Source organism: Limnohabitans sp. 2KL-3 (assembly GCF_001269405.1).
Classification (GTDB): domain Bacteria; phylum Pseudomonadota; class Gammaproteobacteria; order Burkholderiales; family Burkholderiaceae_C; genus Limnohabitans_A.
In genome coordinates this window covers 221,722-234,071 of record NZ_CXON01000001.1, presented here as the reverse complement: position 1 = coordinate 234,071, position 12,350 = coordinate 221,722, and the positions used below count along the sequence as shown (strand labels likewise).

The 12,350-nt window shown below is 60.0% G+C and carries 13 protein-coding genes; 5 read left to right on the top strand and 8 right to left on the bottom strand.

The annotated features are described in order from the left end of the window. Positions 1 to 46: 46 nt before the first annotated feature. Complete coding sequence (gene gatA, locus AMM41_RS01055; RefSeq protein WP_089952097.1) at positions 47 to 1,507, bottom strand: Asp-tRNA(Asn)/Glu-tRNA(Gln) amidotransferase subunit GatA; 1,461 nt, start codon at positions 1,505 to 1,507, stop codon at positions 47 to 49. Positions 1,508 to 1,510: 3 nt separating this feature from the next. Then, on the bottom strand, positions 1,511 to 1,810 hold the full coding sequence (gene gatC, locus AMM41_RS01050) for an Asp-tRNA(Asn)/Glu-tRNA(Gln) amidotransferase subunit GatC (protein WP_089952095.1): 300 nt from the start codon (positions 1,808 to 1,810) through the stop codon (positions 1,511 to 1,513). A gap of 209 nt (positions 1,811 to 2,019) precedes the next feature. Between gatC and AMM41_RS01045 the strand changes: the two genes are divergently transcribed. The 4 genes from AMM41_RS01045 (at position 2,020) to mrdA (ending at position 6,578) form a co-directional block, all read left to right on the top strand. Next, on the top strand, positions 2,020 to 3,063 hold the full coding sequence (locus AMM41_RS01045; RefSeq protein WP_089952093.1) for a rod shape-determining protein: 1,044 nt from the start codon (positions 2,020 to 2,022) through the stop codon (positions 3,061 to 3,063). Positions 3,064 to 3,133: 70 nt separating this feature from the next. Next, on the top strand, positions 3,134 to 4,072 hold the full coding sequence (mreC, locus tag AMM41_RS01040; RefSeq protein WP_089952091.1) for a rod shape-determining protein MreC: 939 nt from the start codon (positions 3,134 to 3,136) through the stop codon (positions 4,070 to 4,072). Further along, a complete protein-coding gene (gene mreD, locus AMM41_RS01035) occupies positions 4,069 to 4,590 on the top strand; it encodes a rod shape-determining protein MreD (RefSeq protein WP_089952089.1) in 522 nt (173 codons plus the stop codon). The genes mreC and mreD overlap by 4 nt, the downstream gene beginning before the upstream one ends. A 2-nt stretch (positions 4,591 to 4,592) precedes the next feature. After that, entirely contained in the window at positions 4,593 to 6,578 is a 1,986-nt protein-coding gene (mrdA, locus tag AMM41_RS01030) for a penicillin-binding protein 2 (protein WP_089952087.1), read from the top strand. An 11-nt stretch (positions 6,579 to 6,589) separates the two neighbouring features. Here mrdA and AMM41_RS01025 read toward each other — a convergent pair whose 3' ends face one another. The 4 genes from AMM41_RS01025 to AMM41_RS01010 all read right to left on the bottom strand — a co-directional run bounded on the left by AMM41_RS01025 (position 6,590) and on the right by AMM41_RS01010 (position 8,993). Continuing rightward, a complete protein-coding gene (locus tag AMM41_RS01025; protein WP_089952575.1) occupies positions 6,590 to 7,192 on the bottom strand; it encodes a MarC family protein in 603 nt (200 codons plus the stop codon). Between the two features lie 244 nt (positions 7,193 to 7,436). Further along, positions 7,437 to 7,808, bottom strand: a complete 372-nt coding sequence (locus tag AMM41_RS01020; protein WP_089952084.1) for a hypothetical protein — start codon at positions 7,806 to 7,808, stop codon at positions 7,437 to 7,439. Positions 7,809 to 7,829: 21 nt separating this feature from the next. Continuing rightward, a complete protein-coding gene (locus AMM41_RS01015) occupies positions 7,830 to 8,213 on the bottom strand; it encodes a TraR/DksA family transcriptional regulator (RefSeq protein WP_194944556.1) in 384 nt (127 codons plus the stop codon). Between the two features lie 129 nt (positions 8,214 to 8,342). Then, on the bottom strand, positions 8,343 to 8,993 hold the full coding sequence (locus AMM41_RS01010; RefSeq protein WP_089952082.1) for a glutathione S-transferase: 651 nt from the start codon (positions 8,991 to 8,993) through the stop codon (positions 8,343 to 8,345). 180 nt (positions 8,994 to 9,173) lie between these two features. Between AMM41_RS01010 and AMM41_RS01005 the strand changes: the two genes are divergently transcribed. Next, positions 9,174 to 10,553 (top strand): MmgE/PrpD family protein, encoded by a 1,380-nt coding sequence (locus AMM41_RS01005; RefSeq protein WP_089952080.1) that lies wholly within the window; start codon positions 9,174 to 9,176, stop codon positions 10,551 to 10,553. A gap of 50 nt (positions 10,554 to 10,603) precedes the next feature. On the opposite strand, the gene AMM41_RS01000 is transcribed toward AMM41_RS01005, so the two are convergent. Together AMM41_RS01000 and AMM41_RS00995 are read right to left on the bottom strand one after the other, a co-directional pair. Beyond that, on the bottom strand, positions 10,604 to 11,356 hold the full coding sequence (locus tag AMM41_RS01000; RefSeq protein ID WP_228769037.1) for an ABC transporter ATP-binding protein: 753 nt from the start codon (positions 11,354 to 11,356) through the stop codon (positions 10,604 to 10,606). 20 nt (positions 11,357 to 11,376) lie between these two features. Then, a complete protein-coding gene (locus AMM41_RS00995) occupies positions 11,377 to 12,306 on the bottom strand; it encodes a tripartite tricarboxylate transporter substrate binding protein (protein WP_228769036.1) in 930 nt (309 codons plus the stop codon). Between the last annotated feature and the right edge of the window lie 44 nt (positions 12,307 to 12,350).

Genomic DNA, 12,350 nt, shown 5'->3' with positions numbered 1-12,350 from the left:
CACTCAGCGAGGGGCGGGCGAACGCTTTGAGGAGGCAGGGCATGGCTCAAATGCCTTGTGGCTTGCGAAGGTGGAAATCGGTGGCTTGTTGCAGTCGGTGCGCAGCGTTCAGCAGCTGGGCTTCTTTGAAGCAGTTGCCGATCAGCTGCAGGCCCACGGGCATGTTGCCCGCGCCAAATCCAGCGGGCACGCTCATGCCGGGCAGGCCGGCCAGCGAGGCGGGCAGGGTGAAGATGTCGGCCAAATAATCGGCCACCGGGTCGTTGGCGTTCTCGCCAAACTTCCAGGCCACCGAGGGGGCCACAGGGCCTGCGATCAAGTCGCATTCTTTGAACGCGTTTTGGAAGTCGTCGGCGATCATGCGGCGGATTTTTTGCGCTTGCAGGTAGTAGGCGTCGTAGTAGCCGTGGCTCAGCACATAAGCGCCCGTCATGATGCGGCGCTTGACCTCGTTGCCAAAGCCTTCAGCGCGGGTCTTTTTGTACATGTCCACCAGGTCGGTGTAGTCCTTGGCGCGGTGGCCGAACTTCACGCCGTCAAAGCGGCTCAAGTTGGAGCTGGCTTCGGCCGGGGCAATGATGTAGTACACCGGGATGGACAACTCGGTGCGCGGCAGGCTGATGGGCACCAACTTGGCGCCGAGTTTTTCGTACTCGCGCAAGGCGTTGTCCACCGCAGCGCGCACATCTGCCGCCAAGCCTTCGCCAAAGAACTCTTTGGGAATGCCAATGCGCAGGCCTTCAATGGAGCTGTTGAGCGATGCCGAAAAGTCTTCACTGGGCATGTCCAGCGAAGTCGAGTCACGGTCCAAATCCGCGCCGCACATGGCACTCAGCAAAAGCGCGCAGTCTTCGGCGCTGCGGGCCATGGGGCCAGCTTGGTCCAGGCTGGAGGCGTAGGCGATCATGCCGTAGCGGGATGCGCGACCATAGGTGGGCTTGATGCCGGTGATGCCGCAAAAGCTGGCGGGCTGGCGGATCGAGCCGCCTGTGTCGGTGCCCGTGGCGGCAGGCGCCAGGCCAGCGGCCACAGCGGCCGCGCTGCCGCCAGACGAACCGCCAGGCACACGGGCCGTGTCCCAAGGGTTTTGCACCGGGCCATAGGCCGAGTTTTCGTTGGCCGAACCCATGGCGAATTCGTCGCAGTTGAGCTTGCCCAAAGTGACCATGCCCGCCGTGCGCAGGCGCTGCACCACGGTGGCGTCAAAGGGCGAGCGGTAGCCGCTCAGGATTTTGGAGCCTGCGGTGGTCGCAAAGTCTTGCGTGACGAACACGTCTTTGTGCGCCACAGGCACGCCTTCGAGGGGGCCTGCTGTGCCATCGGCCAGCTTGGCGTCCGAAGCTTGGGCCTGGGCCAGCGTCACTTCGCTGTCGATGTCCAAAAAAGCGTTGTGCGGGTTGCCGCCCATGCGTGCCAAAAAGCGCGTGGCCACTTCGACGGCGCTGACTTCTTTGGTTTGGAGCAGGGTGGCCAGCGCTTTCACGCTGAGGTTGTGCAGATCACTCATGGCTTACTCGATGACTTTGGGGACCAGGAACAGGCCGCGCTCGACGGCGGGGGCGCTTTGCTGGTTCAGATCGCGTTGGTTGGGTTCGCTCGCCAGGTCGGGGCGCAGGCGCAGCGTGATGTCCTGAATGGCCGCCACGGGGTGGGCCATGGGCGTGATGCCGGTGGTGTCCACCGCCTGCATGGCTTGCACGATGCCAAAAAAGCCGTTGATTTGAGTGAGCATGCGCTCGCTTTCGTCCGGCTTGAGTTCCAGCCGGGCGAGGTTTGCAATGCGGGCAATATCCTGTGAGGTCAGCGACATGGTTTAAACGGGAGGTAAAAGGTCAGTTTTTCCAGGTTTCGCAAGGCTTGTGTGCGTACGAGTGACCAGGGGATCGGGTATTATCCTGTGTTTGCTGCAGTGACAAGAACCTTCTTGACACCTGACTGCACGCAAACCCAGATTTGATTGTTGTGCGCACCCACCCTGAATCCCCAAGCGGATGGGTTGTGGCACCTAAGGATTTCCGAATGTTTTCTTCATTCCGCCGTTATTTTTCCAGCGACCTGGCCATTGACCTGGGCACTGCCAACACCCTGATTTTTGTGCGCGACAAAGGCATTGTCCTTGATGAGCCATCGGTTGTGGCCATTCGCCACGAAGGCGGCCCCCAAGGCAAAAAGACCTTGCAAGCGGTGGGCCACGAAGCCAAGGCCATGCTGGGCAAAGTGCCTGGCAACATCGAAGCCATTCGCCCCATGAAGGACGGCGTGATCGCCGACTTCACCGTCACCGAGCAGATGCTCAAGCAGTTCATCCGCATGGTGCACCCCCGCAGCACCTTCCGCCCCAGCCCCCGCATCATCATTTGTGTGCCTTGCGGCTCCACCCAGGTCGAGCGCCGTGCGATTCGTGAATCGGCACTCGGCGCAGGCGCTTCTGAGGTGTACCTGATCGAAGAACCCATGGCCGCAGCCATCGGCGCGGGCTTGCCTGTGTCAGAAGCTTCGGGCTCCATGGTGGTCGATATTGGCGGCGGCACCACCGAAGTGGGCGTGATCTCGCTGGGCGGCATGGTCTACAAAGGCAGCGTGCGCGTGGGCGGTGACAAGTTTGACGAAGCCATCATCAGCTACATCCGCCGCAACTACGGCATGCTGATTGGTGAACCCACAGCCGAATCGATCAAGAAAAACATCGGCTCGGCCTTTCCAGGCAGTGAAGTCAAGGAAATGGAAGTCAAAGGCCGCAATCTGTCCGAAGGCGTGCCACGCAGCTTCACCATCAGTTCCAACGAAATCCTTGAAGCCCTGACCGATCCGCTCAACCAAATCGTCTCGGCCGTCAAGACCGCGCTGGAGCAAACCCCGCCCGAATTGGGTGCCGACATTGCTGAGCGCGGCATGATGCTCACCGGTGGTGGTGCCTTGCTGCGTGACTTGGACCGCTTGCTGGCCGAAGAAACCGGCCTGCCGGTGCTGGTGGCCGAAGACCCGCTGACCTGTGTGGCGCGTGGTTGTGGCATGGCACTGGAGCGCATGGACCAGCTGGGCAGCATTTTCACCAGCGAGTAAAGCACTGCAGGTCAACGCTCGGGCGTGGACCTGCAGACGATTGACCCCCATCATCCGGTGCAACTGAACCATGGCTCTGGATACGATTGAGCGCAGCGCCCCGCCGATTTTTCGGCAGGGCCTTTCTTCGACCTCGAAGATGTTGCTGTTGGGCTTGTTGTCCATCTTGCTGATGGCCGCTGACCACCGTTTGCAAATTTCACAACCCATTCGTTCGGGGGTGGCCTTGGTTTTGTCGCCTTTGCAGTGGTTGTCACTGCAACCTGGGCGTGCCTTTGTCGCCATGGGGCAATATTTCGGCAACCTTGAAGAGGCACAAGATGCCGCGCAAAGTTACCAAAGCCGCACCATTGCGCAGGCACAGCGTTTGCAACAGGTGGAGCAGTTGGGTCAGGAAAACGCTCATTTGCGGCAACTGCTGGATTTGCGGGTTCAGATCGCAGGTCCCTCCAAAGCGGTGCAGGTCTTGTACGACACGGCCGATCCATACACCCGTCGAGTGGTGGTGGATCGTGGGCAGCTGGCCGGTATTGTTCATGGCTCAGCCGTCATCGATACGGCGGGTGTGGTGGGTCAAGTCACTCGCGTTTACCCCCTGGTCAGCGAGGTGACCTTGCTCACCGATCGGGATCAAAGCATTCCGGTCATGAATGCGCGCACAGGAAGCCGCCATGTGGCCAATGGCGACCCTTACACCTTGGGTGGATCATTGGATCTGAAGTTTGTGCCGGCTGGCGCAGACTTGCAAAAGGGTGATTTGCTGACCACCAGTGGCATTGATGGCGTCTATCCGGCGGGTTTGCATGTGGGTCGCATCGCACGCATCGACCGCCGTGTTGACTCATCTTTTGCCCGAGTCCATGCTGAGCCCATGGCCACGGAGCGGGGACGGCACTTGTTGGTGTTGTTGCCGGTCAAGGACTGGCCAGCAGCCCCCCCTGAGACGGGCAAGGCCTCCAACGCCAAGGCCAAGTCGTCCGGGTATTCGACGGCAGGAGCCAAACCATGATCATGCCCGCCGGTCGGCCGTTGTTGTTGCCTGCCAACCCCAAGTTCATCGGCATCACCCTGATGATGGCCTTGCTGGTGCACATGTTGTTGGGTTTGCTGGGCTGGTATTGGTTGCCGGACGTCTTGGCCATTGTGGTGGTGTTTTGGACAGTCCATCAGCCACGGCGGGTCGGTTTGGTGTTGGCCTTTTTGTTGGGCTTGGCCCTGGATGTGCACGAGTCGGCCTTGTTGGGGCAAAACGCCTTGTCTTATGTGGTCTTGTCCGGACTGGCCAACATTGCCCAACGCCGTTTGTTGTGGTTTCCGCTCAGAGAGCAAGCGCTGCAAATTTTGCCGCTGTTTGTGTTGGCTGCCTTGGTGGAGTGGTTGACGCGACTCGTTGCGCAGGACGCCTGGCCTGTGTGGACCCAAGTGTTGGGTCCTTTGCTTCAGGCGGCACTTTGGCCTTTGGTGGGCGCATTGTTGTTGGCCCCACAAAGGCGTGCATTTGAGCGTGACGATATTCGGCCGCTGTGACCATGCCTTTGCACCTGCCCTCACTTGCGGAATTGCGCGACACGCGTGTTGAGATTCAGCGTTTTCAGTACCGTGTGGCCGTGGTGCAATGGTTGGTGTTGTTTTGTTTTGCCTTGCTGGCCTCGCGCTTGATTTATTTGCAAGTGATTCGCCACGAAGATTTGCACGAGCAGGCCGAAAACAACCGCACGGCCATCTTGCCCACCGTGCCGCCTCGCGGCACCATCCTCGATCGAAATGGGGTGGTGCTGGCCAGTAACTACTCAGCTTATACTTTGGAGATCACCCCCTCCAAGGTCAGCGATCTGGAGGCCACCATCAACGAACTGTCGGAGTTGGTGGACATTCAGACCAAAGACCGTCGTCGTTTCAAACGTTTACGCGAGGAGTCCAAGAGCTTCGATTCCTTGCCCATTCGCAACCGGTTAACCGACGAAGAAGTGGCCCGCTTCAGTGCCCAGCGATACCGGTTCCCGGGTGTTGAAATCAAGGCCCGCTTGTTCAGACAGTACCCCTACGGTGAACTCGCCAGCCATGTGATCGGGTACATCGGGCGCATCAACCAACGCGAAAAAGAGCGGCTGGAAGAAGACGAGGATGCCTCCAACTACAGGGGAACTGAATACATCGGCAAGTTGGGTGTCGAGCAGCGCTACGAGCGTGAATTGCACGGCATCACTGGGGTCAACCAGGTTGAAACCTCGGCGGGTGGACGCGCCACGCGCAGTTTGTCCAGCCGCCCCGCCATTCCTGGGCAAAACGTGGTGCTGTCCATCGACATCCAGTTGCAGAAGATGGTGGAGGACCTTTTTGGCAATCGGCGAGGTGCTTTGGTGGCGCTGGACCCGAACACCGGGGAGGTATTGGCCTTTGTCAGCAAGCCCACCTTCGACCCCAATTTGTTTGTGGATGGCATTGATGTCGAGAACTGGCAAATGCTCAACGAATCGATTGACAAGCCTTTGCTCAACCGTGCTTTGCGCGGCACTTACCCTCCGGGGTCAACGTACAAACCGTTCATGGCCATGGCCGCCCTGTCCACGGGCAAGCGCAGTGCCAGTACCATCATCAACGACGCTGGCTCATGGACTTATGGCGGGCACACTTTCCGTAGCCATGGTGACCATGGCCTGGGACCGGTGGACATGGTGCGGTCGATCGTTTTGTCGAGCAATGTGTACTACTACTCGTTGGCCAACGACATGGGGGTCGATGCCATACATGACTTCATGAAGCCTTTGGGCTTTGGCCAAATCACGGGCATCGACTTGCCCGGTGAGGTGCGCGGCGTCTTGCCCAGCACCGAGTGGAAGCGCAATTACTACAAGCGGCCAGAGCAAAAGAAATGGTATGGCGGCGAAACCATTTCCTTGGGCATTGGTCAGGGCTACAACACGTTCACCATGGTGCAGTTGGCCTCGGCCACGGCCACTTTGGCCAGCGGGGGGCAACAGTACAAACCGCGCGTGGTCTCTGCCACGCAAGACGCTTTGACCCATGCGCAATCGGCCGTGCAGGTCTCTGAGTCGGTCAATTTAGGCTTCAAGCCCGAGCACATGGAAGTGGTGCGCAATGGTTTGGTCGGCGTGGTGACTTCGGGCACTTCAGCCCGAGTTTTTGCCGGGGCAGGTTACACCAGTGCCGGAAAAACAGGCACCGCGCAGGCGGTGACGATTGGACAAAAAGACAAGTACAACGCCGCCAAGTTGTCTGAGTACCAGCGCGACCACGCTTTGTACATGGCCTATGCACCTGCTGAGGCACCCAAAATTGCCGTGGCGGTGGTCGTTGAAAATGCAGGGTTTGGTGCCGCCTCTGCCGCACCCATTGCCCGGCGTGTGTTTGATTACTGGTTGTTGGGCCAATACCCCAGTGAAGAAGACATGGCCGCCACGCAAAAAGGGCAAACGGCCGGACCTGTCGGAACCCCACGGTCCAAAAAAGACGTGCCGCTGCTCAGTCCGAAAAACAAGCTGGGCGAAGAATGAGGTCTTGACCCTCAGGCATGGGGCCAGCGAAGCGCCAAGGATTGAAGGCCTCGAATCAGCATTTCCACCGAGATGGACACCAGGATCAGCCCCATCAAGCGTTCAAATGCGCTGACCACGCGTTCACCGACGACTTGTTGCAAGCGCTCGGCCATGAGCAGCACCCCTGCACAAACCACCATGGTCACCGTGAGCGCGGCCACCCATTCCAAACGGCGTTCGGGGGCCTGACTGACCAGCAACAAAACGGTGGCCATGGCCGAAGGACCGGCCAATGCCGGAATGGCCAAAGGCACGATCAGGGGTTCGACATCCGGGGTGGGACTGTCTTGGGCCGGAGGTGGAAAAACCATGCGCAGTGCGATCAAAAACAGCACCACAGCCCCACCAATTTGCAAGGACACATCGGACAGACTCATCGCTTTGAGGAAGCTTTGACCCACAAACATGAAGCTCAGCAGCAGGCCAAAAGCAATCAGGACTTCGCGCAGGATCACCCGTGCCCGTCGCTTCGGGGGCACGGCACGCAAGCTGTTGACAAAAATCGGGATGTTGCCCAGTGGGTCGGTGATCAGCAGCAGCAAGATGGTGGCCGAAGCAAAGGTGTGTTCCATGGCCATCAGCACGCGTCAAACGTGCTCAGCAAGGCCAGGTCCAATCCAGTGTCGTCAGAGCGGCCCTGCTGGCCGCTGAAGGTGCACCCATCAAAGCGAGGTGCCTCGTCAAGCTGGGGGATCTGAAAAGCAAAATGAAAAAAGCTGCGCATGCACCAAAGCATAGCAGCCCCCGGTGGGCGCATCAGGCGATGCAAGAAGCCGAAAAAGACGGGCAACTCGGACCCACCGGGGCTTGTCAGCGTCAGCCGCGAGGGGGCGTGTTCATGTTGTCAAATTTGACAAAGTACTGTTTGGCCATCGCGGCCAGTTGTGCATCCGAGGGGTGATCGCTTGCAATGCTGTCCACGATGGTGTTGGCTGTGGCTTTGTGGTGTTCGTTGCACCAAGTGCGAAACGCCAACCGAGTCTGCCCAGGCCCGGTCAACAGGACTTCGTGCGTGCCGATCAGGGCTTGGGCCACTTCGGCAAAAAAGGCGGGTGCATTGTCTGATGGGCCTTGGTGCTTGTGGTGGCTGCGTGATTGGATGCGCTGGGCTTGGACGTGCTCACGGTCAAACATGACCACATGGGCTTCGGTGTGGTCGATCCAGACGACGGCGTGAAAAGTACTCATGGGGCTCCTTATGCCAACAAATCAACGGTGGTGTTCTGCCAAAGACTGGCAGTCGATGCAGCGCTTGGCGACGGGGTAAGCGTTCAGCCGTTCGGCTGGGATGGTGATGCCGCAATCGGTGCAAATGCCATAAGTGCCCGCTTGCACACGCTCGAGTGCCGCTTCGATGTCGCCCAATTCGGCGGTTTCGTGCTCGTTCAGGGCGAATTCGGTCTGGCGTTCGGTTTGAATCTGAGCGCGGGATTCAAAACCATTGTCAAAGTGATCGGCGGCCACTTCGGCTCTGGAGCGCAGCCCACCGCGCTCATGGGCCATGCGTTGCAGCAGTTGTTGACGGGCCTCGATCAGGTGGGCTTTGTCGGCTTCGTGGAGGCGAGAGGGAGTGTTGAAAGAGGTGGTGCTCATGTCTGCATCATGAGCCGAGCCAGAGGGGGACAGGTTGATGCAGGTCAATGCCGACGAGAACGCTGTGCAGCGTCGTGACTGCGCTTGACCTGGATCAGTTTCGAGGGGCTTCGCGCCCCTGCTCGGGGTTCAGGCCTTGGCTTTGGCGCGTGCCAGCAGCAGTTCGGTGTTGGCTTTGCGGTCGGCGTTGACTTGTTGCAAGGTGGGGCGTTCGTTCATGTGCTTGAGGTAGTCGCGCACCGGCAGGTCGGCCAGAAAATCACGGCCATAGACGATTTTGGTGGCAGCCGAGACCAAGGGCAAATGCACCGCAGCAGCGCAGTCGGCCAAGCTCAGGCTGTCGCCCAGCATGTAAGGCTTGAATTGGGCCAACTTGGCAAAGGCGGCCACGTTTTTTTCGAGTTGGATGCCGGTTTTTTCCTTAGTGCTGTCGCTGATCTGGCCGCCAAAAAAAGCTTGTGGGTACAGGTTTCGAGCGACCAGTTCGAGGTGCAGCTCCAAAAAAGTCACCAATTCGCGCACCTTGGCTGCGGCAAATGGGTCTGCAGGCAGCAAAGGGTTTTGTGGGAATTTGTGCTCGATGTACTCCATGATCACGGCAGATTCACACAAGTTGCCGTGTTCGGTTCTCAGGTAAGGCACTTTGCCCAAGGGGCTGGCTTGTTCATCGGTTTGGCCCACCCAGGCCAGTTCTTCCTGAAAAGGCACGCCTTTTTCAAGCAAGGCGATTTTGACTTTGTTGTAGTAGTTGCTGGCTGAAAAGCCGCAGAGTGTCAGCATGGGGGCTCCTGTGGGGGTTGAAAATTCAAACACAAGGCTAACCGAGCCCAAGTCCTGGGAAGGTCACCCACTTGACCCTTGACCGTTCAGGGGGACAGGGGCTGACTTGTGTGTGACTGCTGGATGCCCGCCATCTCTTAAGATCGGGCGCTTGTTTTGACCCCAACTTTCATCCAAGCCATGACCGCACGCAATACCACTGTCCAAGCCGATGCCAACGCGCCCGCCGTCACGGCACTGTTGGCCCATTTTGTAGCCAACCACCCCTCCAAGGGCTGGACGCACGAGGTGGAGCAACAAGCCCACCGCACCTTTGCCAACTGGGCCGGTTGCGCCGTTGGACCCAGCACGCACGAAACGGTGACGGCGGCGTTGGCCGCTGTGCAAGCACTCGAACCCGCCCCCCAAGCCGCCGTTTTGGGCCGCAAAGAGCGGGTGGACATGGCCAATGCGGCGATGCTCAATGGCATCAGTTCGCACACCTTCGACTTTGACGACACCCACCTCAAGACCATCATTCACCCGGCAGGTCCAGTGGCCTCGGCAGCTTTGGCGCTGGGCGAGCATTTGGGTGCGTCCGGGCGTCAGGTGATTGACGCGCTGGTGCTGGGGGTGGAAGTGTCGTGTCGCGTGGGCAATGCCGTGTACCCCCACCATTACGACCGGGGTTGGCACATCACGGGCTCGACCGGCATGTTGGGCAGCGCAGCCGCTTGTGCACGTCTGTTGGGGTTGGACGCGGTTCAAACCCAAATGGCCTTGGGCATTGCCGCCTCGCAACCCGTGGGCCTGCGTGAACAGTTTGGCACCATGACCAAACCTTTTCATCCGGGGGCGGCCGCCAAGGCCGGCTTGATGTCGGCATTGCTGGCACGCCATGGTTTCACCTCCTCACGCCGGGCGCTCGAAGCACCGCGTGGCTTGATGCAGGTGTTTTCCGACAAAACCGATTGGGCTGAAATCACTGAAAACCTGGGCCAGACCTGGGAAATCGCCCTGAACACCTACAAACCCTTTGCCTGTGGCATCGTCATTCACCCGGCCATTGACGCCTGTGTGCAACTGCGCAACGGTCATGCTTTGACGGCAGATCAAATTGCCCGCATCACCGTTCGGGCACACCCTTTGGTGCAAGAGCTGACCGGCAAGAAAACCCCACAAACCGGTTTGGAGAGCAAGTTCAGCGTGTTCCATTCTTGCGCCGTGGCCATCATGAAGGGCCAGGCAGGAGAGCATGAGTACGCGGACGAGGTGGTCCGCTCGCCCGAAGTCATCGCCTTGCGTGACCGTGTCGAGCTGATCGTGGACCGCCAGATCCACGAAGCCTCGGTGGACGTGACGATCGAGACCACCGACGGCCGCAGCCTGCACATCTTCATCGAGCGGGCCATTGGCAGTTTGGAAAGGCCCATGACCCACGATTTGCTCAAGGCCAAGTTTGTGGACCAAAGCGCGCCGATCCTGGGCCTTGCCCAGTCCGAACAGGCCTGGCTGGCGTGCATGGGCTTGGCCGATCAGCCTGATTTGAAAACGGTGCTCCAAAGTTTGACCCAGGGCTGAACGGGTGGGTCCAAGGATCCACGCCCTTTGTTCCAACCAAGGGCGCGAGCTTAGACCCGTGTCAAACTCAAAAACGCCGCTTGCACCGTGGCCTGCCCGGTGTCGGTCAGCAGGTCGGCCACGCGGCCTTGGTGGCGGATGGCACCTTTGTGCAGCACGATCACGCGGTCGGCGTGTTCGACTTCTTCGACCAGGTGGGTGGCCCAGAGGGTGGCCACGCCTTGTTCGCGTTGCAGGTCTTGCACCGCTTGCAGCAGTTGCACGCGCGAGGCCGGGTCCAAGCCCACGGTGGCTTCGTCCATCAGCAGCACGGCGGGGCGGTGCAGCAGGGCTCGAACCAGTTCGATCTTGCGCCGGTTGCCGCCAGACAGGGTGCGGCAAGGCTTGTGCAGATGTTCCATCAGGCCCAGGCGCTCCAGCCCTTCGTGAATGCGGGCGTCGGCCGTGGCGCGGGACATGCCGTGCAAGTCGGTGTGAAAGCGCAAATTGGCCTGCACGCTCAAGTCCAGGTCCAGCGCCGGTTGCTGGAACACCACCCCCAAGTGGGCCAGGGCGCGGGGTGCGGCGCTGCGCATGTCGTGGCCCAGGATGTGGATGCTGCCGGTATCAGGCGCAAACAAGCCCGTCAGCAGCTGCATCAAGGTGGATTTGCCCGCGCCGTTGGGGCCCAGCAGGGCGACGCGTTCACCGGGCATGAGGCTCAGGGTGACCTCGCTCAGGGCCACATGGCCTTGGTAGGCCTTGCTCAAGTTGTCGGCTTTCAGGGCGGCGGCAGGGGCAGCAGGGGTGGCGGAAGAGGTCATGCAGGATTCCATCGAACGGGTCATTCGGCCAGCAGTTTCATGCGTTGCAGCAACTGGCGTTCACGCGCCGCGATTTGCAGCAGGGTTTGTTTGTAGCTGGGGCTGTCCAGGTAGGCAGCGTCTTGGTCATAGCGTTGCAATTCGTGGATGTGGCGCGGTGTGAACATCGCCGCCCGAAACGCATCATGCAAGGTTTTGACAATGGCCGCCGGGGTGCCCGAGGGGGCCACCAAGCCCCAGGGCGAGTGGTAGACCGATTGCGCAAACCCCAGCTCTTTCATGGTGGGCACGGCTGGCCAGCGGTTGCTGCGTTTGTCGCTGAACACCGCCAAAAGGCGCAGTTTGCCTTGTTCGACCCATGGCGCAAAACCTGTGGAGTTGACCCCGGCCATGATGTTCCCGCTGGCCAAGGCCAGCATTTGGTCGGTGGTGCCTTTGAAAGGAATGTGGGTGTAGGCAATTTGCTGCGCCCCCAGCAGTTCTTCCATGGCCAGGTGCGGTGTCGAGCCCATGCCGGTGGAGCCCAGCATCAGGGCCGTGGGGTTTTGGCGTGCCCAGTCCAACAGGTCTTGCACCTTGTGCCATGGGCTGCTGGTGGGCACCAACAAGCCAAAAGTGGTGCTGGACACCTGCAAGATGGGGCTCAAGTCGGTCAAGGGGTCCCAAGGCACTTTGTTCATGAGCGCGTGGCGTAACACCGGCAAGGGCAGTTGGCCAATGGTGTAGCCATCGGGCAAGGCCGCTTTGAGCAAGGGCGCCACCATGGTGCCCGCTGCACCGGGCCGGTTGATGACCACGATGGTTTGGCCCAGGCGATAGCCCGCTTCTTCGGCCAGGATGCGAATGCTCAGGTCGGTGCCGCCACCCGCAGGCCAGGGCACGATGAGTTGAATGGGTTTTTGGGGCCAGGCTTGCGGCGTGCTGGCTTGGGCCAAAGGGGCACCAGCCATGCTGGCTGCACTCAGCAGCCAATGTCGTCGGGTCCAGGTGGGAG

Excerpts from the sequence above, each read along its gene's own strand:
- gatA (WP_089952097.1), bottom strand. The coding sequence starts at position 1,507 with ATGAGTGATCTGCACAACCTCAGCGTGAAAGCGCTGGCCACCCTGCTC.
- gatC (WP_089952095.1), bottom strand. The coding sequence starts at position 1,810 with ATGTCGCTGACCTCACAGGATATTGCCCGCATTGCAAACCTCGCCCGG.
- AMM41_RS01045 (WP_089952093.1), top strand. The coding sequence starts at position 2,020 with ATGTTTTCTTCATTCCGCCGTTATTTTTCCAGCGACCTGGCCATTGAC.
- mreC (WP_089952091.1), top strand. The coding sequence starts at position 3,134 with ATGGCTCTGGATACGATTGAGCGCAGCGCCCCGCCGATTTTTCGGCAG.
- mreD (WP_089952089.1), top strand. The coding sequence starts at position 4,069 with ATGATCATGCCCGCCGGTCGGCCGTTGTTGTTGCCTGCCAACCCCAAG.
- mrdA (WP_089952087.1), top strand. The coding sequence starts at position 4,593 with ATGCCTTTGCACCTGCCCTCACTTGCGGAATTGCGCGACACGCGTGTT.
- AMM41_RS01025 (WP_089952575.1), bottom strand. The coding sequence starts at position 7,192 with ATGGAACACACCTTTGCTTCGGCCACCATCTTGCTGCTGCTGATCACC.
- AMM41_RS01020 (WP_089952084.1), bottom strand. The coding sequence starts at position 7,808 with ATGAGTACTTTTCACGCCGTCGTCTGGATCGACCACACCGAAGCCCAT.
- AMM41_RS01015 (WP_194944556.1), bottom strand. The coding sequence starts at position 8,213 with ATGAGCACCACCTCTTTCAACACTCCCTCTCGCCTCCACGAAGCCGAC.
- AMM41_RS01010 (WP_089952082.1), bottom strand. The coding sequence starts at position 8,993 with ATGCTGACACTCTGCGGCTTTTCAGCCAGCAACTACTACAACAAAGTC.
- AMM41_RS01005 (WP_089952080.1), top strand. The coding sequence starts at position 9,174 with ATGACCGCACGCAATACCACTGTCCAAGCCGATGCCAACGCGCCCGCC.
- AMM41_RS01000 (WP_228769037.1), bottom strand. The coding sequence starts at position 11,356 with ATGACCTCTTCCGCCACCCCTGCTGCCCCTGCCGCCGCCCTGAAAGCC.
- AMM41_RS00995 (WP_228769036.1), bottom strand. The coding sequence starts at position 12,306 with ATGGCTGGTGCCCCTTTGGCCCAAGCCAGCACGCCGCAAGCCTGGCCC.